The sequence below is a fragment of the Dactylosporangium sp. CA-233914 genome, from assembly GCF_050942935.1.
GTDB lineage: Bacteria > Actinomycetota > Actinomycetes > Mycobacteriales > Micromonosporaceae > Dactylosporangium.
Genome location: NZ_CP192030.1, coordinates 5,256,661 through 5,282,527 on the forward strand (window position 1 = coordinate 5,256,661; position 25,867 = coordinate 5,282,527).

At 70.9% G+C, this 25,867-nt stretch carries 22 protein-coding genes; 8 read left to right on the top strand and 14 right to left on the bottom strand.

The genetic code is table 11. The annotated features are described in order from the left end of the window. Nucleotides 1-41: 41 nt before the first annotated feature. The gene (locus tag ACQPY0_RS23105; RefSeq protein WP_432992243.1) at nucleotides 42-995 is read left to right on the top strand and encodes a DUF5996 family protein; all 954 of its coding nucleotides are present in this window, start codon (nucleotides 42-44) and stop codon (nucleotides 993-995) included. On the opposite strand, the gene ACQPY0_RS23110 is transcribed toward ACQPY0_RS23105, so the two are convergent. Continuing rightward, a complete protein-coding gene (locus ACQPY0_RS23110) occupies nucleotides 968-2,374 on the bottom strand; it encodes a DJ-1/PfpI family protein (protein ID WP_432992246.1) in 1,407 nt (468 codons plus the stop codon). The two genes, ACQPY0_RS23105 and ACQPY0_RS23110, sit on opposite strands and share 28 nt — an antisense overlap. 40 nt (nucleotides 2,375-2,414) lie before the next feature. Further along, nucleotides 2,415-3,383, bottom strand: coding sequence for a GlxA family transcriptional regulator (locus ACQPY0_RS23115; RefSeq protein ID WP_432992249.1), 969 nt, complete (start codon nucleotides 3,381-3,383; stop codon nucleotides 2,415-2,417). Nucleotides 3,384-3,523: 140 nt separating this feature from the next. Here ACQPY0_RS23115 and ACQPY0_RS23120 point away from each other — a divergent pair, with 140 nt between their 5' ends. Next, nucleotides 3,524-6,172: an MGH1-like glycoside hydrolase domain-containing protein gene (locus ACQPY0_RS23120; RefSeq protein WP_432992252.1), complete on the top strand. Its 2,649-nt coding sequence runs from the start codon at nucleotides 3,524-3,526 to the stop codon at nucleotides 6,170-6,172. A 15-nt stretch (nucleotides 6,173-6,187) separates the two neighbouring features. Here the strand turns inward: ACQPY0_RS23120 and ACQPY0_RS23125 are convergent, their stop codons facing one another. The 9 genes from ACQPY0_RS23125 to ACQPY0_RS23165 form a co-directional block, all read right to left on the bottom strand. After that, nucleotides 6,188-7,903 (bottom strand): glycosyltransferase family 2 protein, encoded by a 1,716-nt coding sequence (locus ACQPY0_RS23125; protein ID WP_432992255.1) that lies wholly within the window; start codon nucleotides 7,901-7,903, stop codon nucleotides 6,188-6,190. Then, nucleotides 7,900-9,459 (bottom strand): glycosyltransferase family 39 protein, encoded by a 1,560-nt coding sequence (locus tag ACQPY0_RS23130; RefSeq protein ID WP_432992258.1) that lies wholly within the window; start codon nucleotides 9,457-9,459, stop codon nucleotides 7,900-7,902. The genes ACQPY0_RS23125 and ACQPY0_RS23130 overlap by 4 nt, the downstream gene beginning before the upstream one ends. Beyond that, entirely contained in the window at nucleotides 9,456-10,847 is a 1,392-nt protein-coding gene (locus tag ACQPY0_RS23135; protein ID WP_432992261.1) for a glycosyltransferase family 4 protein, read from the bottom strand. The genes ACQPY0_RS23130 and ACQPY0_RS23135 overlap by 4 nt, the downstream gene beginning before the upstream one ends. 50 nt (nucleotides 10,848-10,897) lie before the next feature. Continuing rightward, nucleotides 10,898-11,875: a glycosyltransferase gene (locus ACQPY0_RS23140; protein WP_432992264.1), complete on the bottom strand. Its 978-nt coding sequence runs from the start codon at nucleotides 11,873-11,875 to the stop codon at nucleotides 10,898-10,900. 89 nt (nucleotides 11,876-11,964) lie between these two features. Then, the gene (locus ACQPY0_RS23145; RefSeq protein ID WP_432992267.1) at nucleotides 11,965-13,329 is read right to left on the bottom strand and encodes a carbohydrate-binding domain-containing protein; all 1,365 of its coding nucleotides are present in this window, start codon (nucleotides 13,327-13,329) and stop codon (nucleotides 11,965-11,967) included. Between the two features lie 17 nt (nucleotides 13,330-13,346). Then, a complete protein-coding gene (locus ACQPY0_RS23150) occupies nucleotides 13,347-14,831 on the bottom strand; it encodes a polysaccharide biosynthesis C-terminal domain-containing protein (RefSeq protein WP_432992270.1) in 1,485 nt (494 codons plus the stop codon). Then, on the bottom strand, nucleotides 14,824-15,777 hold the full coding sequence (locus ACQPY0_RS23155; RefSeq protein WP_432992273.1) for a polysaccharide deacetylase family protein: 954 nt from the start codon (nucleotides 15,775-15,777) through the stop codon (nucleotides 14,824-14,826). The genes ACQPY0_RS23150 and ACQPY0_RS23155 overlap by 8 nt, the downstream gene beginning before the upstream one ends. Further along, on the bottom strand, nucleotides 15,762-16,685 hold the full coding sequence (locus ACQPY0_RS23160; protein ID WP_432992276.1) for a glycosyltransferase: 924 nt from the start codon (nucleotides 16,683-16,685) through the stop codon (nucleotides 15,762-15,764). Before ACQPY0_RS23160 ends, ACQPY0_RS23155 begins: the two co-directional genes overlap by 16 nt. Next, on the bottom strand, nucleotides 16,682-18,001 hold the full coding sequence (locus ACQPY0_RS23165; protein ID WP_432992279.1) for a hypothetical protein: 1,320 nt from the start codon (nucleotides 17,999-18,001) through the stop codon (nucleotides 16,682-16,684). The genes ACQPY0_RS23160 and ACQPY0_RS23165 overlap by 4 nt, the downstream gene beginning before the upstream one ends. Before the next feature lie 314 nt (nucleotides 18,002-18,315). Between ACQPY0_RS23165 and ACQPY0_RS23170 the strand changes: the two genes are divergently transcribed. The 3 genes from ACQPY0_RS23170 to ACQPY0_RS23180 all read left to right on the top strand — a co-directional run bounded on the left by ACQPY0_RS23170 (nucleotide 18,316) and on the right by ACQPY0_RS23180 (nucleotide 21,074). Continuing rightward, nucleotides 18,316-19,077, top strand: a complete 762-nt coding sequence (locus ACQPY0_RS23170; RefSeq protein WP_432992282.1) for a hypothetical protein — start codon at nucleotides 18,316-18,318, stop codon at nucleotides 19,075-19,077. Between the two features lie 447 nt (nucleotides 19,078-19,524). After that, a complete protein-coding gene (locus ACQPY0_RS23175; protein ID WP_432992285.1) occupies nucleotides 19,525-19,872 on the top strand; it encodes a YciI family protein in 348 nt (115 codons plus the stop codon). Next, nucleotides 19,866-21,074 (top strand): RNA polymerase sigma factor, encoded by a 1,209-nt coding sequence (locus tag ACQPY0_RS23180; RefSeq protein ID WP_432992288.1) that lies wholly within the window; start codon nucleotides 19,866-19,868, stop codon nucleotides 21,072-21,074. Before ACQPY0_RS23175 ends, ACQPY0_RS23180 begins: the two co-directional genes overlap by 7 nt. A gap of 275 nt (nucleotides 21,075-21,349) precedes the next feature. Here ACQPY0_RS23180 and ACQPY0_RS23185 read toward each other — a convergent pair whose 3' ends face one another. The 3 genes from ACQPY0_RS23185 to ACQPY0_RS23195 all read right to left on the bottom strand — a co-directional run bounded on the left by ACQPY0_RS23185 (nucleotide 21,350) and on the right by ACQPY0_RS23195 (nucleotide 23,411). After that, nucleotides 21,350-21,709: a hypothetical protein gene (locus ACQPY0_RS23185; protein ID WP_432992291.1), complete on the bottom strand. Its 360-nt coding sequence runs from the start codon at nucleotides 21,707-21,709 to the stop codon at nucleotides 21,350-21,352. Further along, entirely contained in the window at nucleotides 21,702-21,980 is a 279-nt protein-coding gene (locus ACQPY0_RS23190; protein WP_432992293.1) for a hypothetical protein, read from the bottom strand. Before ACQPY0_RS23190 ends, ACQPY0_RS23185 begins: the two co-directional genes overlap by 8 nt. A gap of 84 nt (nucleotides 21,981-22,064) precedes the next feature. Beyond that, entirely contained in the window at nucleotides 22,065-23,411 is a 1,347-nt protein-coding gene (locus tag ACQPY0_RS23195) for a GH1 family beta-glucosidase (protein WP_432995340.1), read from the bottom strand. A gap of 620 nt (nucleotides 23,412-24,031) precedes the next feature. Here ACQPY0_RS23195 and ACQPY0_RS23200 point away from each other — a divergent pair. From ACQPY0_RS23200 to ACQPY0_RS23210, 3 genes are read left to right on the top strand one after another with little or no spacing between them, the layout of a single operon-like run. Continuing rightward, nucleotides 24,032-24,868 carry an SAM-dependent methyltransferase gene (locus ACQPY0_RS23200; RefSeq protein WP_432992295.1) on the top strand — a complete coding sequence of 279 codons (837 nt, stop codon included), beginning with the start codon at nucleotides 24,032-24,034 and terminating at the stop codon, nucleotides 24,866-24,868. A 23-nt stretch (nucleotides 24,869-24,891) separates the two neighbouring features. Continuing rightward, complete coding sequence (locus tag ACQPY0_RS23205; RefSeq protein WP_432992298.1) at nucleotides 24,892-25,275, top strand: VOC family protein; 384 nt, start codon at nucleotides 24,892-24,894, stop codon at nucleotides 25,273-25,275. Then, nucleotides 25,272-25,865: a GNAT family N-acetyltransferase gene (locus ACQPY0_RS23210; RefSeq protein ID WP_432992301.1), complete on the top strand. Its 594-nt coding sequence runs from the start codon at nucleotides 25,272-25,274 to the stop codon at nucleotides 25,863-25,865. Before ACQPY0_RS23205 ends, ACQPY0_RS23210 begins: the two co-directional genes overlap by 4 nt. The last annotated feature ends 2 nt before the right edge of the window (nucleotides 25,866-25,867 follow it).

Below are 25,867 nucleotides of genomic sequence, written 5' to 3' on the forward strand. Positions count from 1 at the left end.
GCCGGCGGCATGATCGGGACCGTTGCGGGCAGCACGCACCGATGACCAATCAGCGGCAGCGCTGGCCGGCGCTTCCGGTCAGCGACTGGGAACCCACGTACGACACGCTGCACATGTACACCCAGATCCTGGGCAAGATCTCGCTGGCGTTGCGACCCATGACGAACCACTGGTGGCAGGTCGCCCTGGAACTTTCCGCCCGGGGACTGCGGACCGCGGCCCTTCCGCACGGTGATCGCACCTTCGAGATGGAGCTCGACCTCGTCGACCACGTGCTGCACATCGACACCGAGCGCGGCGAGCGGCGCACCGTCGCGCTGGGCCGGCCGGTTCGCGACTTCTACACCGACACGATGACGGTGCTCGACGAGCTGGGGCTGCCCGTGGCGATCTGGACCCACCCGGTGGAGGTGGTCGACCCGATCCCCTTCGACGAGGACACGGTGCACTCGACGTACGACCCGGCCCAGGCCGAGCGGTGCTGGCACGTCCTGTGCCAGGTCGAGGGGGTGCTGGACGAGTTCCGGTCCCGCTTCACCGGCAAGGCCAGCCCGGTCCAGTTCTACTGGGGCTCGTTCGACCTCGCCACCACCCGCTACTCGGGCCGGCCCACCGATCCGCCGCCGGACGCCGACACGATCACCCGGTTCAGCTACACCGCCGAGCAGAGCTCGCTCGGCTTCTGGCCCGGCGGCACCTGGATCAACGGCATGCGCGTCGAGCAGCCGATCTTCTACTCCTACACCTATCCGGAGCCGTCGGGCGTCCGCGACCAGCCGGTCAGCCCGGCGGCGGCGCGCTTCGACGCCAGCCTCGGCGAGTTCGTGCTGAGCTACGACGACGTCCGGCGCGCGGACGATCCGCGCGGGGCGATCCTCGACTTCGCGCAGAGCACGTACGAGTCGGGTGCCCGGCTGCAGCACTGGCCGCGCGACGTGCTCGAGTGGACGCCACCGACGCCGCCGAGTCATCGCCGGGCGATGTCGGCGACCTGAGCGCGCCGAAGCCGGGATACGAGTCGCGCGACCGCCGTCGGCAGCAGGGCCACGGCGGTCGCGACGACGACGGCCAGCGCGGCGAGAACGGTGGATCGCCAGGGCCAGGCGGCGCCGGCGAGCTTCAGCCGGGCGGCGGGGTACTCGGTGAACTTGGCCGTGGCCGTCGCGGTGGCCCGGTCGGTGTGGCGGGCGAGGTCACGCAGGACCGGGTCGAAGCTGAACTCCGCGTCGGCGCGGGTCGCGTGGGGCAGGTCGATGCCGAGGTGCCGCTCGCCGGCCCACTGCCGCACGGCGGGGTCGACCTGCTCGAGGGTGCGCAGGCCGGGTACGACGAGCCGGTCGACGTGGGCGGTCGCGGTGGCGGTGGGGCTGGCGAGCAGGACGAGACCGTGCCGGGTGGTGACGACGGGCCGCGCGGCGAGCGGGAGCGCGCGGGCGGCGAAGGAGGTGCCGGAGTACAGCTCGAACGCGGCGGCGACGTCGATCTCGTCGAGGCCGTCGACCAGCCCGATGCCGACCGTCGGGCGCAGCCACGGGAAGGCGGCGTTGAGGCCGTAGGGCAGGTCCGACGGGGCGAGCCGGTGCGTGGCGATGCTCGTCGGGCCGTCGAGCTTCCAGCCCGGGTACGCGATGTCGTGGCCGATGCGGGCGGCTTCGTCGGTGCCCGCGATCTCCTCGACCAGCCGCAGCGCGCCGACGACCCCGGAGGTGACGCCGGCGGTGGTGGTGATCGGGCCGTCCTCGACGTAGCGCCGGCCGGCGATCCAGTCGGTGCGCGGATAGCTTCCGCGCAGGTCGTCGAGGTTGGCCCAGAATGACGTGGCCTGGCGGCCGTCCAGCAGGCCGGTGGTGGCGAGGAACTGCGATCCGGCGCACACCCCCAGGATGCGTGCCCCGCGGCCGGCCTGGCGGGTGATCCAGGTCCGCAGGGTCGCCTCGGCCGGCCCGGTCGGCTGCACCACGGCGGGCACGACGACGACGTCGGGTGCGGGTACGGCGCCGCTGTCGATGTCGGCGACGGCGTGGTCGGGGACGACCTGCAGGCCGCCGGAGAGTGCCACGGCGTCGCGGCGGGCGGAGACGGTGTAGACGAAGAAGTGCTGGGACCGGGCGAAGACCTCGTACGGCGCCAGCACGTCGGTGACGACCGATCCGGTGGAGCCGATGACGACCGCGACGACGGTACGTCCGGGCGGAGCCTGCGCCGGCTGCGGCCATCCTCCCGCCGGGGCGGCCGGCGCCGCCGACGGGTAGCTGTCGTGCATCGTGGCGGTGACCCCGGCCAGCCCGATGCCGGCCAGCGTGAGGGCGAACAGCACGACGCCGAGCAGGACGCGGGCCAGAATCCGGGCATGGCGAAGCAACACGTGTCGCATGTGGTTTTCTCCGTAGGGCCGGGGGAGGACTGGAACCGGGTCAGCTGCTCGCGGCGCGGGCCGCCGACGGGGGTTTGCCGTGGCGGGCGGAGTACAGCCGGCGGAATTGCCGGGCGTCGCGGAAGCCGCAGCGCGCGGCGACGGTCTCGATGGTCAGGTCGGTCTCGGCCAGCAGGGTCTCGGCGTGCTCCAGGCGCAGCCGCTGCTGGTACGCCAGCGGGGTGATACCGGTCGCCGTGGTGAACGCGCGGCTGAGCCCGCGCGGGGAGAGGTGCGCCACGGCGGCCAGCTCCGCCAGGGTGTACGGGGTGTCCAGGCGCGCGGCGATGTGGTCCTGCACCCGATGCACGCCCTGGTGCAGGTGGTCGCGGAAGCGCAGGAACGGGCTGATCTGGGTGTGGGAGCCGTCCCGGCGCAGGTACACCACCAGCTCGCGGGCCACGGCGGCGGTCAGGGCCGGCCCGTGGTCCCGCTCGATCAGCGACAGCGCCAGATCGACACCGGCGGAGATGCCGGCGCTCGTGCTGATCGGCCCGTCGTGGACGTACAGCACGCCGTCCTGGACCCGCGCGGCCGGATAGCGGCGGCGCATGTGCTCGGTCAACGCCCAGTGCGTGGTGCACCGCCGGCCATCCAGCAGCCCGGCCTCGCCCAGGGCGACCGCGCCGGTGCACACGGCCGCGATCCGGGCGCCGCAGTCGTACGCCGCCCGCAGCCACTCCACCACCGGCTCCGACACCAGGCCCTGCCCCGGGTCCGGCTCGCGCAGCCGCGGTCCGGGCACCAGGACGAGATCGCCCGGGCCGACCGGCGGCAACGGCGCGATCCCGGCCAGGGCCAGCCCCTGCGCCGAGCGCACCCGCTCGGCCTCGGCCACGAACTGCAGCCCGAGGCCGGCCCCGAGCGTCGCCGCGGCGTCGAAGACCTGCACCGGACCACCCAGGTCGAGCAGGTTCACCTCCGGCAGCACCAGGACGACCACCCGCCCGCCGACCGTCACACGTTCCATACCATCAGACGCTAGGCCACCGGTATGGGTGCCGGGCAGGGCGCCGACGGTCCGCCACCGGACGGATCAGGCACTCCCGCGGCCCGCTCTCACACGGCCGGAGTGACGCGTTCGCGTGCCCGGGATGATCACCTTGCGACATGACTGATCCGGAGCGGCAGCGGGTGGCGTCGTTCGGGCGCCCGCAGGACGGGCTGCTCGAGGCGAGCCCCTGGTACCTGTGGGGCCCGTACCTGAGCGAGCGGGCGTGGGGCACCGTCCGTGAGGACTACAGCGGCGACGGTTCGGCCTGGGAGGCGTTTCCGCACGACCACGCGCGCTCCCGCGCGTACCGCTGGAGCGAGGACGGCCTCGGCGGCATCTGCGACGCGCACCAGCGGCTGTGTTTCGCTTTCGCGCTGTGGAACGGCCACGACCCGATCCTCAAGGAACGGATCTTCGGGCTGACCGGCAACGAGGGCAACCACGGCGAGGACGCCAAGGAGTACTGGTGGAACCTCGACGCGGTCCCGAGCCACGCCTGGCTGCGCTGGCGCTACCACTACCCGCAGCGGGCCTTCCCGTACGATCGGCTCGTCGCCGAGAACCGCCGCCGGTCCCGCCAGGAGCCGGAGTTCGAGCTGCTCGACACCGGCGTCTTCGACGACGACCGATACTGGATCGTCGAGGCCGACTACGCGAAGGCGGACCCGGCCGACGTGCGAGTCCGGGTCCGGCTGACCAACGCCGGACCCGAGGCGGCGACGATCCACGTGCTGCCGACGCTGTGGTATCGCAACACGTGGTCCTGGGAGGCGGACGCACCGAAGCCGCGCCTGGCCCGCGCGGGTTTCGCCGATGGGTCCGCGATCGGCATCGAGCACGAGGGCCTGGGCCCGCTGGTGCTGCAGGCCGCGACGGCGCCGGACGGAACGCCTCCCGCGCAGTTGTACTGCGAGAACGAGACCAACACGCAACGGCTGTTCGGCAGCCCGCCGGTCACGCCGTACCCGAAGGACGGCATCAACGACCACGTCGTGCACGGCGCCGCCACCGTCAACCCGGCGCTGGAGGGCACGAAGGCGGCGTTCTGGTACCGGCTCACCGTGCCGCCCGGCGAGACGGTGCAGCTGTCCCTGCGGCTGGCGCCGGACGCCGACCCGGACGCGTTCGACCCCGCCTTCGAGGAGGTACTCACCCGGCGGCGGGAGGAGGCCGACGCGTTCTACGCGGCGCTGACACCGCCCGGCACCAGCGCCGAGGACGGGATGATCATGCGGCAGGGATTCGCCGGCATGATCTGGGGCAAGCAGTTCTACCACTACGACGTCGACCGCTGGCTCACCGGCGACCCCGCCCAGCCGCCACCGCCGCCCGGCCGCCGGCTCGGACGCAACGCCGGCTGGCGCCACTTGGATGCCTTCGACATCATGTCCATGCCCGATCCGTGGGAGTACCCGTGGTTCGCCGCGTGGGACTCGGCCTTCCACGCCGTCGCGCTCGCCCACCTGGACCCGGCCTTCGCGAAGTACCAGCTGATCCTGCTCTGCCGCGAGTGGTTCCAGCACCCCAACGGCGCGATCCCCGCCTACGAGTGGGCGTTCGAGGACCTCAACCCGCCGGTGCAGGCGTGGGCGGCGCTGCAGGTGTACGAGATCGACGGGCGGCGCGACACCGCCTTTTTGACCCGGGTCTTCTCCAAGCTGCTGCTGAACTTCACCTGGTGGGTCAACCGGGAGGACGCCGAGGGCAACAACCTGTTCGAGGGCGGGTTCCTGGGCCTGGACAACATCGGCCCGATCGACCGCTCCCACCTGCCCGCCGGCTTCACCCTCGAGCAGTCCGACGCGACGGCCTGGATGGCCTTCTACTGCATCAACCTGCTGGAGATGGCCTACGAGCTGGCCCGGCACAACCCGGCGCTGGACGACCTCGCCGTCAAGTTCATGGAGCACTTCGCGCTGATCTCGGAGGCGATGCGCGACAAGGATCTGTGGGACGACGGCGACGGCTTCTACTACGACGTCCTGCGCGGCGCCGACGGCTCCGCCGTGCCGCTGCGGGTCCGGTCGATGGTGGGTATCATCCCGCTCTTCTCCACCAAGGTCCTGCGCCACGAGGACTTCCTGCGGGTGCGAGCCCGTTGCAAGAGCTTCACCGACATACCCGAACGGCAGGTGCTCAGCACCGCCGGCGGCGAGCGGTTCGTCAGCGTCGGCGTGGCGGCGCAGGGCCGGGTGCGCCGCATCCTCACGCACCTGTTCGACGAGGACAACTTCCTTTCACCGTACGGCCTGCGCGCGCTGTCACGGTGGCACGAGCAGCACCCGTTCAGCGTGGACCTGCCCGGCTACACCGCGAGCGTCGGCTACGAGCCGGCGGAGTCGAGCACCGGCATGTTCGGCGGCAACTCGAACTGGCGCGGGCCGCTGTGGGTGCCGCTGAACTACCTCGTGCTGCGGACACTGGAGGACTACCACTCGCACCTGGGCGAGACGATGAAGATCGAGTACCCGACCGGATCCGGGCGGCAGCTCACCGCCGGCGAGGTCGCCGAGGACCTGCGCCAGCGGATGCTCTCGCTGTACCGCCGCGGCCCCGACGGACGCAGACCCGCCCACGGATGGGTCCAACGTCTGCAGCAGGACCCGCACTGGCGCGACAACCTGCTGTTCTACGAGTACTTCCACGCCGACAACGGCGCCGGTCTCGGCGCGTCGCACCAGACCGGCTGGACCGGCCTGCTGGCCGAACTCGTGGCCCGGCCCACGGCGCGGCGACCGCATCGCGAGCGCCGCGCCGTACGGTGACGTGGATGCTGCGGATCATGCGCCGACGTTCGTCTCGCTCGGCGTCGTCGCGGCGTCGCCCGACGGGACCAGCCTGTCCAGCGGCACGCGGGGTTTGGCGATCCCCTCGACGGCGCGGCCCGTCGCCGGCTGCTCGGAGGATGCCGGGGGCTCGGCGAACACCGGCTGCGGGGCGGGAACGCCGGGGCGTTCGGGAGCCGTCGCGGCCGGGGCGACGCTGCGCCGCGGCCACCGCAGCGCCGGCGCGGCGCCCCGCAACAGGATGGCCGAATGTACGACCGCGAAGGCGACGGCGTTCAGGATTCCCGGCGTGGGATCGCGTAGCAGTCCCCAGACGGACACGGCGATGAGCACGCCGGTCGTGACGAGGGAGGGCGCGACGGCGGCGGGCTGCCACCCGCCGCTTCCGCGCTTGGGCGTCACCACGAATCTCGCCGGACGCCGTAACAGCGCGCGGACCGTGCACACGATGCCTATCCAGAAACTCGTCGCCGCCAGGGCGAAGGCGTTGTAGGTGTAGGTACCGAACCCGGCGGCCGCGACGCTGGCGATGGAGAGCAGGAAGTACGGCGCGAAGTGGATCAGGAAGTCGGCCGCGCTCGCGGACGCCAACGGCTGCCAGCCGAACGCGATGCGCGCCAACGGCATCAGCATGTAGATGAGCAGGGTCCAGCCGTAGAGGAAGTACGAGGCGGACAGCAGGTACTGCAGCCGCAGTCGCAACGGCAGCCGCGAGCGCAGCACGAGCGGGATCGCCGAGATGCATCCGCGGGACCAGCGCAGCTGCTGGCTCGCGTACGACGACATGTCCTCGGGTCCGAGCCCCTGGGCCAGCACCGTGGGTACGTACACCGATTTCCAGCCGTCCGCGTGCAGTCGCACGGACAGCTCGAAGTCCTCCGTCACCGTGTCCTCGGGAAAGCCGCCCGCCGACTCGAGTGCGGTGCGGCGGAAGACGATGTTGGTGCCGCAGCAGAACATCGAGTTGAGCCCGGCCTTGCCGTTGGCGATGCTGCCGAAGAACAGCGCCTGCTGCGACCAGGCGGCCCGCGCCACCGCGTTGTCGGCCGCGTTCGCGTAGTACTGCGGCGACTGCACGAACGCCACGTCCCGTTTCCTGAAGTGCCCGACGGTGGCCTCGAGGAACTGCGGGCCGGGCACGTGGTCGCAGTCGAGGACCGCCACCAGCGGCGATTGCGTGCGCTTCAGGGCGTCGTTGATGTTGCCGGCCTTCGCGCCCCGGTTCGACCCGCGGCGCAGGTATCGCGCCCCGTGCCGTTTCGCGAGATCCCGCACCTCGGGGTTGTTGCCGTCGTCCAGGATCGCCACCCGGGGTCGTGCCCCCTTGAGCCCGACCGCGGCCTCCACGACGGGTTCGATGATCTCGACGGGTTCGTTGTAGACGGGGATCAGCACGTCCACGTTCACGTTCGCGGCTCGGCGCAGCCTGGGCTGTGGTGACGTCCGGTTGTGCGCGCAGGTCCACCAGAACCCGAGCGCCTGCACGAGGTTGAACGCCTCGGCCAGTACCAGCACCCAGTACAGGATCGGGTCGCCCACCCGGCCGGGCTGCAGCAGCCATCCGAAGTACCAGACGGATGCCGTCAGGCTCAGGATGACGAGCAGCCGGAACGCCGTCGCCTCCCGCCGGCTGGGGTGTCTGGGCTGCCAGCGCGGCTCGGTGGTTCTCGGGTCGGCCGGCCGCTCGACTCTCGTCTCGGTCGTGGTCATCGCAGGATCCAGATCGTGACGTTCTCCCGGTGCTCGATCCGCTGTACCGTCCGGCCCGCGTTCTCCAGCTGGGCCAGTGCCTGACCCACCAGGCTCGCGTTGTCCGGGTTGTCGAGGTAGCTGGCCATGAGAAACGTGCGGCCACCGGGCTGCTGCGGCACCGGGACGCCGCCCCTGATCGGCGCGGCGGTGACGGCGGGGTGGTAGTAGCTCACCACGACTTCGAGGTACGCGGGGGCGAACAGGATGAGGTCGCCGGTGGCGGCTTCCTGGTTCACGAGACGAAAGGCTCCGTTGTAGTCGTAGAGGCGGGGATTGGCCGGGTTCAGCTGCTGGTCCCCGAGGCCGAGGAGCATGCTCAGCGCGATCGCGGCGACCGCCGTCGCCCTCGCGGACGTAGTTCGCAGCCAGCTGGTCGCCGCACGGGCGGTGAGGATGAGCAGCGGTGGCAGCACCGAGATGAAGTAGCGCAGCTCGAAGAAGGTCCGCTGCTTCGCGCCGAGCAGGTACGCGAGTGCGAAGGGAACGATGACGAGCGACACCAGCAAGGTCGTGGAGCGGGAGCGACCCCGGCCGAGCAGGAGCAGGATCGCGAGCATGCCGACGGGCCACAGCGCGACCAGCTGCTCCATGGCGGCGTCGGAGTGGTAGCCCCACATCGCCCAGACGAGGTTGGCCAGGATCACGTACAGGGAGAGGAAGCGCTGACCGGCGTCGCCGGCCGGGGCGCCGCCGCCGGACGCGCCGGCGCTGGACCCGATGAAGTTCCCGACCTGCTCCGCCGCGTACGGAACCAGCGGCAGCAACAGCGCGAGCGTCACCGCGATGGCCGTCAACCACCCGGCGAGCAGGCGGCGGGCCGACCGCTGCCGTTTGAGCCGGCGCCGCACCAGGATGGCGGCGAACAGCAGGTGCTGTGCGCACAACTGCAGCATCGAGAAGTAGTGGGTATAGACGAGGCCGGCCGAGGCGAACGCGAACAGGCCCCAGTCCAGCCATCCCCCGCGCCGCAGCGCCCGGGCCTGTCCGAGCACGGCCAGCAGCGACCAGAAGATGTAGAACGGGTACATCCGCGCCTCCGCGGAGTACCAGACGGCGATGGGCGACACCGCCATGAGCAGTGCCGCCGCGACGCCGGCGCGCCGGTCGTAGAGCTCCCGGGCGACCAGGTACATCAGCGGAATGGAGAGGATGCCGATGATCAAGGACGGGACGCGGACGGCGAGCGGACCGTCGCCGAGCAGGCGGACGTCCAGCCACAGAACGCTGCCCCACAGCGGCGGATGGACGTCGGCGGAGCGCAGGTCGTGCAGCATTCTGAGGTACGGCAGGCGCGCCTGTCCGATGCTGATCGCCTCGTCGAGCCAGACACTTCTGAGCGGGACCACACGCAGCAGCACCCCGACCGCGACGATGACGGCCAGGGCCGCCGGCACACGCAGCGATCGGGGTTTGTCCACGCGCTGCCGGTCCGCCGGTGCCGCCGGCGTCGCGAGCTGCTGGGTGGAGGATTCATGGGGGATCAGCGGTAGTACTTGCGTCGTGGCGTTGCTCACGCGTACTCCAGCAGGTCGTGCGGCCGGCCGACCCGGAGGCGGACGCAGACCTGTTCGCTGGGCTGCACCCCGGCACGCTGCAGGACGGTGAGCGCGTCGACCTCGTCAGCGCCGTGGATGAGTCCGACGAGCCGGTCGCCGCGCGCCGACCAGATGTCGGTATGCCGGCACCGCATTCGCAGATCCTTGGCGTCGGGCAGTGCCGATCCGGTCAGCTCGACGACCGTCACGACGTCACCCGCCGCCCGGTGCTCGGGCCGGTGGAGCGCGAGCCGAGCCGCTTCGGCGTCCAGCACGAACCGGATCCGCGTCGCCGTGCGCTCCCAGGTGAACCGCGCGGACCAGGCCCAGGCCCGCGATGCCCAGGCCGTCGCTTCCGCCGGGTGGCGCAGGCGTTCGACGAGCTCGACGATCGCGTCGGCGAGCTGCGACTCGTCGTCGACCAGCACGCCGGTCCGGCCGTCGAGGACCGCGTCCTGCACTCCGGCCACCCGCAACGCCACCGCCGGCACGCCGAGGGCAGCCGCCTCCAGGATGCTCAGTCCCCATCCTTCACCGGTGGACGCGCTGACGGTGATCCACGCCGTCTGCAGAACCGCCGTCCGCTCGGCATCGGTGACACGCCCGTGTACGACGACGGACGCTTCGAGCCCGAGCCGCTTGACGTGCGCGCGAACGCCGTCGAGCTCGGGGCCGTCGCCGACCAGGTGCAGTTCCAGGTCGCCCGCCACGGTCCGGGCCTTGGCGACGGCCTCGAGCACGAGGTCCATCCGCTTGTGCGGCACGAGGCGAGTGACGCAGACGATGCGCGGCCGGGCCGCCCGGCGTGCGACGTCCGGCACGTCGGGGCCGTCCATCCCGCACGGCACGACGAAGACCCTTCCCTTGAGCCGCAGCTCCCGGCGGATCGCGTTGCGGGAGGAGGGCGAGACGGTCACGATCGGCCGGTGACCGTAGACCAGTCTCGTGGCGGTCTTCTCCAGCCAGCGGCCGATCCACCGCATCGGCCAGCCGAAGTACTCCGCGAACTGTCGCTGGTGGACGTGGTGGATCAGCAGAACGACGGAAACCCGCCGCCCCACGGCAAGCGGAGCGAAGAAGGGAATCCCGTTCTGCGAATCGACGACGCCGTCGATGTGCTTGCGATGCCGCCAGAGCCACACCAGCACCGCGAGGTAGACCGTGAACGTTCCACCCATGCGGACGACGCGAAAGCCTTGCCGCTGCTCGACGGCCGGGCGACCGGCTATTCGGGCCGTCAGGTATGTGACCGCGACACCCTGCCGCACAAGGTGTTGCGCGACCTGCTCGCAGTAAAGTTCGGCGCCGCCGGCGCGCGGGTGACTTCTGTCCCGCCAATTGAGCACCGCGACGTGCTGAACTGTCACCGCGGTTCCTCCCCAGGGTCGTATGAATGGTTTTCTGTCGGTGGACGAGATTACGTTTCGAGAAGCATTCTTTCCCGCTCCCGGGACTGGGTGATGATTGCCGGTCGCAGTGCCAGCGGGTCGCCCGGACCGGTGCCCAGCATGCGGAGACTGATCAATTCCAGATAGGCCCGGGCGCCGTCCCTCACCAGCCGTAACGTCGAGCCGCCGTGCTCCGTCCAGTCGACCGGCAATTCGGTGATCGGAATGTTCGACCGGTGCGCCAGGGCGAGCAATTCGAGGTCGAACGCGAAGCCCGAGAGGCGCGATTGCATGAAGAGTTGCCGGGCGAGTGCCGCTTCGAAGAACTTGAAGCCGCACTGCGTGTCGGACAGGTCACCGACCATGCCCCGGCTCAGCCTGCGGAATCCGATGCTGCCGATGCGCCGGATCAGGGGCTGACGGACCAGGAGCCGGCTGCCGCTGCAGTACCGGGATCCGATGACGATCCGGTGACCGGCGGACAGGAGCTCGACGACGCCTGGGATCAGGTCGGCCGGTGTCGACGAGTCGGCGTCGAAGAACCCGACCCACCGCGCCCGCGAGGTCAGGATTCCACGCCGCACGGCCGCCCCCTTCCCCTGGCGGGAGCAGCCGATCAGGTGGACGTGCCGATCGCCGCAGGCGTGGTCGGCGACGTCCGCGGTCCGATCCGTGCTGCCGTTGTCGACGACCACGATGCCGACGCTGCACGGCAGCCGGGCCGTGCTGTTCGCCAGCTCCCGCAGCGTCGCGGCGATGCGGGCCTCCTCGTTGTATGCCGGGATGATCACCTCGAGGTCCACCGCGGGTCGTGCGACGTCGGAGATGAGCGGTCCGCCGACGCCACCGGCCCTGAAAGTAGGTCCAGAATTTTCCTGACTTCCCCGTTGTTGCAGACGCAATTTCACAACCTCACCTAAGCGGAAGTTGATTGATGGTCGGTGCGGCTGTCGCCAGCCGAAGAATGGGCTGAATCCCGCGCTGCCGGCTTCTGGCGCGGCCCGCATCCGGGCAGGGTCGACGCACCGTGCAGTGGCTTTGTCGCCGAGCCTATCAGTCCCTTTGTCGGCCGGCTGAAGAATGAAAGAGTCGGCGGCTAGCCGGGAAGGCCGGCCGTCGGAGTGTGCAGCGCCGGCGGAAGCGATGCCGAATACCTGCCGATAAGGGCCGCCGACGCATCGCGGACCGGGCCCGGGTCGTCGATATAGTGATCCAGCATGAAGTTCCACGCGAACAGCCCGTCGTTTGTCAGCTCCGCCATCGAGGAATCGTTCAGCATCGCCTTGGTGAACTTGTCGAACGCGCGCACCTGGCATTCGGGGCCACCCCACAGCTTGAAATGCGAGATCATGACCGGTTTGCCGTACGAGCCCAGCTGCCGCACGGAATCGCGGATCTGGGCGACCAGCGCGCTCTGCCCGTCGTGCTCGTTGTCGCAGGCTTGCATCTGCTGGACCGCGGTGAAGTCGCTCGCGGCGATCGTGTCGGACCAGAACGACAGGTCGCGGTTGCCCGAGCTGCCCCACAGGTAGCCGCCGAAGCCCAGTGCGACCCGCGCCTCGGCGTATTCGGCGTGGATGGCCGCCGCCGCCTTGAGGTATGCCGCCTTCAGGAGCCCGGGGTATCCGGGGTCGGACGAGTAGGTCTCCCACTCGGTGAACAGGACGACGTAGAGCGGCCCGTAGTGCGGCCCGCTGCCCTTCAACGCCGAGATTACCGCCTTGATGTCGTGTTGAAACTGTTCACTGACCGCGTACTGCGGGTGATCCGCGAGCCACACCACCAGCTCGATCGCCTTGCCGGAGCCGTAGAGATCGGAGATCGTCGACGGCCTTTCGTACCCGCTGATCCACGCCAGATCGGCGGGGCCGTTGTACCACGTCGTGACCATGCCCATGCCGGCATCGCGGTAGACCGGGGCATCAACGGCGTCCGCGATCCCGGGACCGAGGCCCCAGAGCACACGGGCCTGCGGTCCCGGCGAGGAGGCCGGCGTCGCCGCGTCGAAGACCGCGCGGTCGAGGTGCAGGTTGCGGTCACACGACTCGGAGACGGAGTCGTTGGTGAAGCTCAGGGACAGCTTGTGTACACCTGCTGCCCAGGTGCCCGCGATGACGTAGTCGGCCCAGGTGGACGCGTGGACACCGACCGTTTCGACCACCCGGCCGTCCACCTGCACCTGCATGGCCGGGGCACCGGCGCACTGGTCGCCGCGAGCGCGTACGACGAGCCGGGCCCCCGCCGGCGTGGTCAGTTCCGCGCTCGCGGTCGCGTCCGTCCACATCTGCAGGGCTCGTCCGCCCGAGGCCGCGGGATCGCGGTAGGTGCCGGCCGAACCGGACGTGACCGTCATCGACTCCGCCTCGAGATCCACGGCGGTGCGACCGGTACCCGTGGCGTGTACGAACAGGGTGTAGCCCAGCAGCACGGTCGCGACGAATGTGTACGGAATCCATCGCACCGTCGTTGCACGTCTCTTCATGCCTGGGCGGCCCGTCGCTTCGGTCGCAACCGCCGCAGGAACGTCCAGACGCGGGCCACGTCCTCGTCCCGCACGAGCCGGGCCCGAACGGCGGTGACCGCATAGAGGGCGAGGCCGACCGCGATCACCGCCAGGGCGGGCAGCTCCGGCACGACGTCGGCCGTCGCCAGCAGGATCACCAATGGCGCGAGGGCCAGCGGGTATCGCATGACGGCCCGCCGGCTCGGCCAGTACGCGCCGTATCGGCTGACGAAGAGATGGCCGAGCACGATCGCCCCGGTCCAGCTCCCCAGGGCGAACGCGGCAGCGGCCCCCGTCGTTCCCCACCGGGGCACGGCGATGACGAGGGCGACCGCCTCGACCAGCAGCGCGATGGGGACGCGCCGCGCCAACGGCGCCGTCATGCCGCGCGCGTACAGCGTCTTGAGCAGCATGTCGGCGGTCAGCAGTCCCAGGGCGCCGACGGCGAGGATGCGCAGCAGGTCGGCGCCGCCTCCGTACGGCGCGGGAAAGAACAGCGCCAGCGCGGTCTCCGGGGCGACCAGCAGGACCAGCTGCAACGGCACCAGCGCGAGCGGCACCCATCGGTAGGCGGCGAGAAACCAGGATCTCACCGAGGCCGCGGTCTCCGCTTTCGCGATGAAGGGGAACACGGCGCTGCTGAGGGTCTCGGCCATGAAGTACGGCGCCCGGGCGAGGACCGCCGCCGCCTGGTAGACCGCCATGTCCTCCGCGCTCACGCCGTGCCGCTGGCCGATGAGGCTCAGCGCGACGACATCGGTTGTCAGGATGAGACTGACCGCGGAGGTGGCCACGGCCATCGACAGTGCCCGGGACGTGGTGGCGCGCCAGGCCATCGGGCCGGGCCGGGGCAGCCGGTCCCGCAGTGCCCAGGCGCCGACGACCGTCGCCGCGATCGCGCCACCCAGGAATCCGACCGCCGCCGCGCCGATCCGCAGCTGCACGACGACGGCGAGCATCAGCGTCAATGCGACCTTCGCGCCGATGCTCGTCGTCTGCATGAAACTCAGGCCGTCGAAGCGCCGCTCTCCGTGCAACGCCCCCTGCAGGGTCGTGCTCACCGAGGTGATCGCGATCGTCGCCGCTATCACCGCGACCGTCATGACGGAGATGCCGGGCACCACGCCGCGAGTGATCTGCACGCCCGTGAAGGCGAGGGCGAGCACGGCGCCGAAGGCGATGTTGCCGACCAGAGCGGCCCGATACGCCGCGTCGACGCCGAGCCGGGCGTCCGCCTGCGCGATGATGCCGGTGAGTGCCCAGGGGAAGCCGGCGGACAGCAGCGCGGCGCAGAGGAACTGCACGTTCTGCAGCACGCTGACGGACCCGAACTGCGCCGGCGTCAGCATCCAGGCCAGGATGACGCCGAGGCTGTAGTTGAGGACGGCACCGACCCCGAAGCGGAGCACGAGGATGACGCCGCTGGCCGCGGCTGAGCGTTGCCGGGTGAGACTAAGCACGGCGCCGGGTCGCTCCTTCGCGGGCCAGCACCCACCGGGCGCGGCCACTGGCGGCGATGTGCGCGACCGTCCGGTCGAGCACCTCGATGCGGTTCGACGTGCCGATGACCCAGTCGTGGAAGTTGAGGTTGAAGTGCTCCCGGGCTTCGTCGAAGAGGCGGCAGAGGCTGTTCACCATGTGGTCGACCTGTCGCTGCGACGACGGCTGTGCGGGGTCGACGCGAGCGCTGAGGAAGTCCACGTCCAGCGGCGACAGCACGGGAATCTCGGTCAGCTGCCGGCGCTGGAACGGGACCGGCCGCGTGAGCCAGACGAGGTTGGCGACGCGGCTCGCGGGGCGCCTTGTCTGCTCACGCCAGACGAGGTCCAGGTTGAGCAGGACCAGCCCGGTCCGGCGCAGCAGCCGGACCCGGTCCAGACCGAGGCGGCCGATGAGCTTGCCGGCCAGGCCGACGACGTCGCCGCGGCCGATGACGTGGGGCGAGGTGGCCTCGTCGACGAAGCGGATCTCCCGGTTGGAGGCCCAGGCGTAGCCGCGGCGCTCGAAGATGTCGTACGTCGCGGCGTCGAAGAATCTCGGTGCGCCGAGGTGCGGCGAGCGGAACCCGACCGGACGGGTGCCGGTGAGCTCGACGATCCTTTCCTCCACGCCGGCCAGGTCGGCCTCGAACCGCTGGTTGTCGGCGGCGCTCATGTGTGCCGGGTTGGTGTGCTCGTACCCGTGGATGGCGATCTCGTGCCCGGCACCCGCGATGCGGGTGATCAGTTCCGGCTGCTCCTCCACGATTTTGCCGGTGGTGTTGAACACCGCTCGGGCGTCGTGGCGGCCGAGCACGCCGAGCAGGGCGGTGGTGGCGGCGGCCAGGTCGTAGGGCATCGCGGCGGGCATGCCCCAGGTGCTCTCGTAATCGAAGAAGATGGTCGTGTTCACTACTCGCTCGTGCATGACGGAATACCAAGCTCCTTGGTCGACGTGGCGATGTCCCAGGTGACGTCGGGTTTCCGGCCGATGCGCGCGCGGGTGTAGACGGTCAGCGCGACGTATCCGCTCAGCGCGAGGGGTCGTCTGCGCAGCTGCGCCAGAAAGGCGCGGACCAGGATGCCCCGGGGGGCGCGGTAGGACGCGGGGATGCTGAGGTCGCCGAGCTCGCGAGCCAGCTCGGCGCCGGAATGCCGGAAGCGCTCCGACTGGCGCAGGTGGTCGCGAAGGGTGCCGGGAACCCGGAAACGCACCCGGACCTCGCGGTCGTACTTCGGCTCGTAACCGAGCTGACGGGCGCGGAAGTAGACGTAGGCGTCGTTGGCGACGACCGATGCCGGCAGCTCGAGCCGGCGGGCGAACTCCTGCCCCAGGACCAGGCACGCCCCCCGGAACGCCAGACAGTTCGAGCCACCGTCCCAGCGCGTGGCGGCGGACTCGACCGCCGACGAGCCGGCGATCACGCACTTCTCCACCAGAGTGCGGCCGGGAAGTGGCACGGCGTTGACGGCCATCACCCCGTACCCGGGCCGGAAGTCACGGGCGGCGCGCGAGAGGAAGTCCGGCGCGTCGAGCGCCACGTCGGCGTCGAGGAGGATGAGGATGTCACCGTCGAAGCTCGACAGGAGCTCGTTCATCCGGGTCGTCTTGCCCAGCCGCTCCCGCGAGTCGCGAAGCTTGACGCGCCGGTCGGGAACTGCTCGCACGATGGCCGCCGTGTCGTCGGACGAGCCGTCGGAGGCGACGACGATCTCGACGAGCTCGTAGCCGGTCTCGTCCTGCGCGAGGAGATCGCGCAGGAGGCGCCCGATGTTGGCGGCCTCGTTGTACGCGGGAATGCCGATGGAGACCCGTGGGGCCCGGGGTGAGGTCACCGGCCACCGCCGGGACGACTCCCACGCTGGGGGAGGCGGCTGCGGGACCGCGCGGATCCGGCCAGCCGCCGCCGCACGCGGCGGTAGGCCGCGCGCAGCGCCGAGGCGACGGCCTGCCCGCCGAAGCGGAGCACCATCGCGGGCACCGGCAGCGGATCCGTCCCGCTCGCCTCCAGCCAGGCGCCATGGCTGCGCAGGTCCGGCGGCAGCGGAGCCGTCGGCAGCCGGGCCAGCCGGTGCAGCACCCTGGCCGGCACGTACAGGTTCTCGACGATCAGCCGGCGCGAGTAGTCCTGATCGCCCGCCGGGACGGCGCGGCCGGTCATCGCCAGGTGTAGTGCGCGCACCACGTCGATGCCGTTCTCGGTCTGGCCGAACCTGAACTGCGCGCCGACGCGAGGGTTGAAGTCCACCAGTTTGAGGCGCCCGTCGCGCCGGTCGTAGCGCCAGTCGAGGTCGTTGATCCCCCGGTAGCCGATCTCCTTGCAGAACCGCTCGGTCAGGTCGCTCAGCGCCGGGTTGCGGGCCGCGCGCGCATCGGCGGTGCACCCGCGTCCCGGCGGCCATGCGTACGCCTTGCGGCCGACGAAGCTCAGCGCCGGCGACGATCCCTCGTCGCAGTAGGCGTGCACGAACCAGTCCTCGGCCTGCTCGTGCGGGATGTACTCCTGCAGCAGCAGGCCCGAGAGGTCGTCGAGTCCCGCGAAACGGTCCAGCAGCGCACGTCTGCTGGACAGAATGGTCGTCGTCGGCACCGCCGGGGCTCGCAGACGCGTCCACGGCGCCACGTTCTTGGCGACCACCGGGAAGGTGAGTTCGCCCGCGAGCCTCAGCAGGTCCTCGCGGCCGGTGGGAAAGACGGTGTGCGGTGTCGGGACATCGTGGGCCGTGCACAGCTCGAACAGACCGCGCTTGCTCGCCAGCCGCCTCGGCAGGCTCGGTGCCACCCGCGGCAGCAGGAAGTGCTCTCCGAGCGTGGCGGCGTGCTCGGCCAGCAGTACCGCGGCTTCGTCGTCGGTGGCCACCGCAACGACGGGCCGACCCAGTGAGCGGCCGATCGCGCACAGGTTCTCGACCAGCCGGCCAGTGTCGTGCCACTCGCTGCCCGACCACACGAAGCGGCCGGCGACGTAGCGCGAGAGCGCGACCGGGGTGAGGCGGTCCTCGGTGATCACGTACACCGGGACTCCGAGCCGGCCCAGTGAGCGAACCACACCGAGCGCACCGGCGTGTACCGGATATCGGCCGATCTTGACGAGGAGGGCGGGTACTGAGGTGTCGAGCCGCACGGCCCGCGTGGGGTCGCTGTCAGCCATTACGAAGCTCCTGCTGGGGCACGGCCACGTCTCTTCCAGTGGTCGGGTCTCGTCCGGGGGCCGGCTCGGCGACGCGAAGCGCCTCCGTGCGGCGAACGGCCACCTGCCCAGGCCGGTCCTCGCAAACCTCCATGCGTAGGGTGAAAACCGGGCGGGTGGCCAATCTTCCGCTTTGCGGCCTTTCGTCCAGGCGCCTGGCAGAACCGGGCACCATCGCGTCGTGCTGTACGGTTATGCTCCCGACCGGACCTCGGTGTCCACAGACCTATTCGCGGGAGGAACCGGTTTTGCACAGCATCGCCAGGCTCGGGACGGTGGTCGTCGCGATCACCACGCTCGCGCTCACGGGGGCATGCGGCGACGCAAGCAAGGACGAGGCGTCGACGGCCGCCAGCGGCAAGGCGTCGACGGCACCCTCGCTGTCGCCGACCGATGCGCTGGCCGCATCGGTGAAGGGCTTCAGCGCCACGCCGTATGCCTACTCCGTGAAGAACGACATGTTCACCTACGGCGGATCGGCCGACCCCGCGAACGGCAAGGTGCTGCTCGACGGCTCTCTGGACTTCGTCGGCGTGAAAATGACGATCGAGGGCCGGATCGACGGCAAGGACTGGTATGCCAAGGTGGACCCCGGTCCGGAAGCGTTCCAGGGTAAGTGGCTGCACCTGGACCCCGCCAAGCTGAAGGACCCGACCGGACTGGGCTTCCAGGACGTGAAGGATCCCGCCAGAATCCAGCAGGTGGCCCCAGCGCTGACCGCCACGGAGAAGACCGCGGACGGCAAGATCAAGGGCACCCTCGACCTCGGCCGGATCAGCGGCGAGGTGCTGTACCTGGACCCGACCGACGTGACGGCCCTCGGCGACAAGGCCAAGACGGTGCCGTTCCAGGCCACGCTGGACGGAAGCGGCCGGTTGACCGGTCTGGCCTTCGAGATTCCCGGCACCGACGGTGACGCGCCGGCGCCGGTCACGTACACCTTCAGCGACTGGGGCAAGGCCGTCACGGTCGAGAAGCCGGCCGGCGCGATCGAAGCCGACCAGGCGGTCTACAAGTATTTCGATATGCAGATATAGGACGCGCTACTGGGCTGGTCGTCGAAGCGGTCATGGTGCCGCCCCGGCCGTCGCGCGATCGCGACCGGCTCGACGCACCAGCCCTGCGTGTCACCGTCCGGCTGCGGCTGCGGCTGCGGCTGCGGCTGCGGCTCGGGCTCGGGCTCGACGAGACCTTGCCGGCTTCGGTCGGTCGGTCATACCTAGGTTCCTAGGACGTTAAACACGCACGCAGGCACTCCTCCCTCCAATCGGACAGCCGGCGTGCCGGACGACGCGGCTCTCGAGCGGATCCCGCCACGCTGCCGGTCGCGTCGGCGCGTTACGGTGCGGTCATGCGCTCGATCGCGCGGAACGGCCCCGCTGTCTGATCGGGGGCCGATCAAAACTTTCCGGTGTCGGGCTGTCGATTTCTCGGCGTGTCGTTCGTCTTACCGCGACGAATCCGGTACCGACGAGGAGGTAGCGATGAAATACATCATGCTGGTCTATCAAGGCACGGCGCTCGAACGACAGGCCGCGCTCACCGAGGAGGAGCAGAGGCAGGTCTACGCCGACTACCAAGGAATCAACCAGACACCGGGCGTCACCCCCGTGCCGCCGATGGGTCTCCCCGAGAATGCGACCACCGTGCGGGTCGAAGGCGGCAAGGTCCTGACGACCGATGGCCCGTTCGTCGGGATGAAGGAGGCCGTCGGCGGTTTGTTCATCCTCGAGGCCGACGACATCGACGCGGCCATCGAGGTGGCCGCCCGCGTCCCGGCGGCACGCCATGGCGGAGCCGTCGAGATCCGGCCCTCGGAAGTGTATTGGTAACAACGGTCGGCGAGATCTTCCGTGCGGAGTGGGGCCGCGTCCTGGCCACCCTGATCGGCGTCCTCGGCGACTTCGACCTCGCCGAGGAGGCCGCGCAGGAAGCGTTCGCCATCGCCGCCGATCACTGGCCCCGCGACGGGGTGCCGGCCAACCCGCGCGCCTGGCTGATGAGGACGGCGCGTAACCGCGCCACCGACCGTATCCGCCGCGACCGGGTCCTCGCCACCAGGTTGGGTCTGCTCGCCGGTACCCATCGTGTCGAGGTGCCCATGAACACCACCACGTTTCCCGACGAGCGCCTGGAACTCATCTTCACCTGCTGCCACCCGGCGCTCGCGATTGAGGCGCAGGTGGCGCTCACGCTGCGTGCCCTGGGCGGCTTGACCACCGACGAGATCGCCCGCGCCTTTCTCGTCCCGGAACGCACCATGGCGCAGCGACTGGTGCGGGCCAAGCGCAAGATCAAGGCGGCGGGGATCCCGTTTCGAGTCCCACCGGATCACCTGCTCCACGAGCGTCTCGACGCCGTTCTCGCCGTCGTGTACCTGATCTTCAACGAGGGCTACGGTGGTCGCGACGAACTCGCGGCCGAGGCGATCTGGTTGGGAGGTGCACTGAGCGAGCTGCTTCCTGATGACCCCGAGGTTCGCGGGCTCCTGGCGATGATGCTCTTGCACGACTCCCGCCGCGAGACACGGTTCAGCGACGGCGAGGTGGTACTGCTCGCAGATCAGGACCCGGCACGGTGGAACACCACGCAGATCGACCGTGGACGCGCCGAGCTCGACCGGGCGATCGCCCTGGGCGGCCGCGGGCCCTACGTCCTGCAGGCCGCGATCGCCTCGCTACACGCCGAGACGCCGTGCGACTGGGCGCAGATCGCCGCCCTGTATGGTGAGCTCACCCGCCTGACCGCCTCGCCGGTCGTCGAGCTGAACCGTGCCATCGCCGTCGCCGAGACCGAAGGATCGCAGGCCGGTCTGCGTATCGTCGACGGACTCGGTCTGGACGACTTTCGCTACCTGCACTCAACCAGGGCCGAACTGCTGCGCCGGCTCGGGCGGACCGATGAGGCGCGCGCCGCCTATCGACGTGCGAGGGAACTCACCGACGACGGTGCCGAACGACGCTTCCTCGAACGCCGGCTGACGGAACTCGCAGGCACGACAGGCTCAGACAGTGACACGGAAGCACCGGGGTGATCCTTGGCCGGCATGGTCGCCCCGTGGTTACTCCTCGGCTTTACGAGCTTGATGATGACGGCAGGCGTTGTGCTGGCGACAAACTACCGAGACCTCGCCACCAGACACATCCGGGCGGCTCAGCGCTGGAGTCCCCGATTCCGCCGCAGACCGGTGGACCACCGGACGGCGCCGGTTTCGTGGTCCGGGCCGGCACGATGCACAGGTACTGATCGTTCGGCGGCATGAGGATGTTGCCGCTGCCACGTCCTTGGCGCCGCCGGGGACTGTGGCCTTCAGGCGGCGTGGCTTCGGTGGCGGTCGGCGGCCAGGGCGGCGGCGGCGCGTTGGGCCGTGTCGAGGCTGCGGCGTAGCTCCGTGACCGGGTCGGCTGCCTCGCTGTCGTCGACGGCGGCCTCGACCCAGCTGCGGATCAGGGCCGACGGCGTCACCCCGAGCCGGGCCGCCATCTGCTTGACGGCGGCGTCCACGTCGTAGGGTAGCCGCACCGGTCGTACCACCATGACCGGCGCCCCGGCCCGCGGCAGCTCGGGCACGGCCGCGGTGTCGTCGTAGTCCAGCGCCGCCCCGCCGGCGATCGCGGCCGCGAACTCCTGGTCGGCGGCGAGTTGCCGCGGGTCGAGTGCGTCACTCATGGTCCTGCTCCCACTCCTTGAAGAGGGCGACGTCGTCGGCGCTCATGGTGCGCGCCCCGACGATCACCGCGTCGTGTCCGCCGAGGTGGCGCACGACGACGGTGACGGCCCGGCCGGCCCGGGTGCGCGAGTGGATCGCGATGTAGGTGAGCCCTTGCGGGCCGCGCACCGGCCGCGGCCACCGCCGCGGGTAGTCCAGCGCCTCCCGCACTTCGTCGGGGTCCACGTCACGAAGGAACGCCTGCAGTCCCGGCATCCACTCGAACCCCACGCAACCAGCGTACACGCCCGTATACGTACAGGTCACGTGGGGTTCACTGGCGGCGGGCGACGAGTTCGAGGCGGGGGAGGGGCGTCAGAGCCCGTTGGCGGCGATCACGCCGCGGTACCAGTCCGCGCTCGCCTTGCGCTTGCGCTGCTGCGTGGCGAAGTCGACGTTCACGATGCCCCACCGCTGCGTGTAGCCCTCGGCCCACTCGAAGTTGTCCAGCAGCGACCACAGGTGGTAGCTCTCGAGCTTCACGCCGTCCTGAATCGCCCGGTGCGCGGCGGTGAGGTGGTCGCGCAGGAACGTGATCCGGTCGGTGTCCTTCAGCGGGTTCGTGGTCGGCAAGCCGTTCTCGGTGATCGTGAGCGGGATGTCGCCGTGGTCGCGCTTGATGCGGGTCAGCAGGTCGTGGAGCCCGTCGGGGGAGATCTCCTGCCAGGTCGCCTGCGACGTGGGGTGGAGCATGACCCGGGCGCCGGTGCCGGTGACGTGCGTGGTGCCGTAGTAGTTGACGCCGAGCACGTCGTTCTGCGCGCTGATGATCGCCAGGTCGCCGTCGCGGATCGCCGTGCGGACCGGGGCGTCGGGCGCCTGCGCGGCCAGCCAGTCCTGCGGGTAACGGCCCTTGAACAGCGGATCGAGCCAGCGGCGGTTCTCCTCGCCGTCGGCGATCTCCGCCTGGCGGCGGGCCGCCTCGGTGTCGTCGGCGGGATAGGTGGGCGAGAGGCTCAGGGCCGCGCCGATGCGGCCTTTGGCGGCGGTACCACGCAGTGCCTGCACCGCCAGCCCGTGCCCGAGCAGCAGGTGGTGCCCGACGACGTTGGCCAGTTGCCGATCCTGCTTGCCCGGCGCGTGGGTGCCGGCCGTGTAGCCGACGTCGACGACGGTCTTCGGCTCGTTGAGCGTCAGCCAGGTCGGCACCCGGTCGCCGAGCGCGGTGAACATCGTGTGCGCGTAGTCGGCGAACCAGTTCGCGCAGTCGCGGTTCTCCCACCCGCCCAGGTCCTGCAGTGCCTGCGGCGTGTCCCAGTGAAACAGCGTGGCGACGGGCGCGATCCCGCGCTTGAGCAGCCCGTCGACGAGCCGCTGGTAGAAGTCGAGCCCCTTGGCGTTGACCGCGCCGCGCCCGGTCGGCAGCACCCGTGGCCAGGCGATCGAGAACCGGTACGACGTCAGCCCCAGATCCCGCATGAGGTCGAGGTCCTCGCCGAGGCGATGGTAGTGGTCGGCGGCCACGTCGCCGGTGTCGCCGTTGCGCACCCGCCCCGGCTCGTGGCTGAAAACGTCCCAGACCGACGGCCCGCGCCCATCCTCCTTGGCCGCCCCCTCGATCTGGTACGCGGAGGTGGCCGCGCCCCACCCGAACCCGGCGGGGAACGTCAGCCGCGCCGCGTCCTGCCGCGTCTCCGACGAATGCATCGCCGAAGGGAGCATCGCGGAGAGACGTGGCACGACCGCACCGATCGCGGCAAACGCGAGAAGCTGTCGGCGTCGCATGCGGCGAACCTATCGCGAATACCGGGATAGCCCCAAAAACCGCCTTGTGTACTGATAAATGCGGACAGATGGCTCGTTGGCCTACGGTGGGATGGCGTCGACGCACCCGCCCGTTGACCCCGACCCGGACGCCGGCCGTCGCGAGCCCGGCGGCGATGGCCCGGCCGATGCCGCGGGTGGATCCGGTGACGAGCGCCGTGTTCCCGGCCGGGTCGATCCGCACGGCGCAATCGTGGCACCGCTCGGGCCTGCGCCGGCTCACCCGGACCCGGCGGCCAGCGGGTGCGCCGTCACCATCCGCTGAGTCGTCGCCGAGCGGGTCCAGGCCGCCGACGAGCGCCGGCACGCCGCCGGCGCCGGGGGAGTCGGCGACCCGGATCTGCAGCCGGCACACCGCCTCGCCGGACGATCCCTGGGACGGGATGCCGCTCCAGGTGTAGCAGCCGTCGCCGGGCTAGAGGACTGCGGCCAGTCGGCCGAGGCGTCCGCGAAGTGAGCGAAGAATGTAGATGTCTTAATGTAGGGTCAACCCCTGGATCAAGGTGAGAGGGTCGGGGATGGGCAACGGGGGATTCGACGGGGGACACGTCCGCATCGACACGTCCGTGCCGCACCCGGCCCGGCGCTACAGCTACTGGCTCGGCGGCAAGGACCACTTCGCGGCTGACCGCGAGTCCGGCGACGCGATCGCCCGGGCGTTCCCGGCCGTCGTCGAGCTGGCCCGGGCCAACCGGGCGTTCCTGCGCCGCGGCGTGCGGTTCCTCGCCGAGTCCGGCATCCGCCAGTTCCTCGACATCGGCACCGGCCTGCCGGCCCCGGACAACACCCACGAGGTGGCCCAGCGCGTCGAGCCGAGCTCGCGGGTGGTGTACGCCGACAACGACCCTATCGTGATGGCCCACGCCCAGGCCCTGCTGGTCGGCGACCCGCGTGGCCGCACCAGCTACCTCGAGGCCGACGTGCGCGACGCCGGCGGCCTCCTGCGGCGCCGGGAGCTGCGGGATACGCTCGACCTGCGCGAGCCGGTCGGCCTGCTGCTCGTCGCCGTGCTGCACTTCCTCCACGATGACGAGCAGGTCGCGGCCGTCGTTCGCCGGTTGACGGGCGCCCTGGCCCCGGGCAGCTACGTGATGCTCAGCCACGGCACGATGGACTTCTCCGACTCCGACGGCGTCGCGGCGTACGAGAAGATGTTCGCCTCCGGCGGCACCGACGTGCGCGCCCGGTCCGGGGCGACCCTGCAGGGTTACCTCGACGGCCTCGACCTCGTCGCCCCCGGCATCGTCCCCGTCGCCGACTGGCGCCCCGACGACCCCGCCGCGCCCCGCCCGGTCAGCCGCGACCTGGGCATCTACGCCGCCGTCGCCCGCAAGCCCGGCCTGCCGCCGGGCTGAGCGGCGGCGGTAGCGTGGGCGGCATGCAGGTCCGCATCGCCCGCCAGACCGCCCGGCTCGACGCCGTCGTGGAGTTTTACCGCGACCGCCTCGGGCTGCCCGAGATCGGCCGCTTCGCGGGCCACGACGGCTACGACGGGGTGATGCTCGGCCTGCCCGGCACCGGCACGCACCTGGAGTTCACCGCCACCGCGCACCTCGACCCGCCGCGGCCCCACCCCGAGGACCTCATCGTGCTCTACCTCGGCGACCGCCCGGCCGTCGACGCGCTCCTGGCCCGCTCCGGCACCGAACCCGTGCCCAGCGCCAATCCGTACTGGGACCGCTGCGGCGTCACGGTCGAAGACCCCGACGGCTTCCGCGTCGTGCTGGTCGCCGAGGCCTGGGCGCGCGGGGAGCCGGCATGATCTCGGTGGTGCCCGCCAACGAGGCGAGCTGGGCCGACCTGCGGGCGATCTTCGGGCCGCGCGGCGATGCGTATCGCTGCCAATGCCAGTACTTCAAGACGACCGGCGGCAACTGGGCCAGGGACCCGGTGGACGCGCGCGCCGGGCGGCTGCGCGAGCAGACCGGCTGCGACAACCCCGGTGCCGAGCCGACCAGTGGTCTGGTCGCCTACCTCGACGGCGAGCCGGCCGGCTGGTGCGCCGTCGAGCCCCGCACCGCCTACGAGCGCCTGCGCTCGGCCCGCGTGCCGTGGGCCGGCCGCGACGAGGACAAGACCGACGCCGGCGTGTGGGCGGTCGTCTGCTTCGTCACCCGGACAGGCTACCGCCGCCGGGGCGTCAGCCGCGCCCTCGCCCGCGCCGCGGTGGACTTCGCCCGCGAGCGCGGCGCCCGTGCGATCGAGGGCTACCCGCTAGTCAAGCCGCCCGGCGAGGCCGTGGCGTGGGCCGCCGAGCTCTACGTCGGCACGCACACCACCTTCACAGACGCCGGCTTCACCGAGGTGAGCCGCCCGACCCCGCGCCGCGCGGTCATGCGCGTCGACTTCTGAGC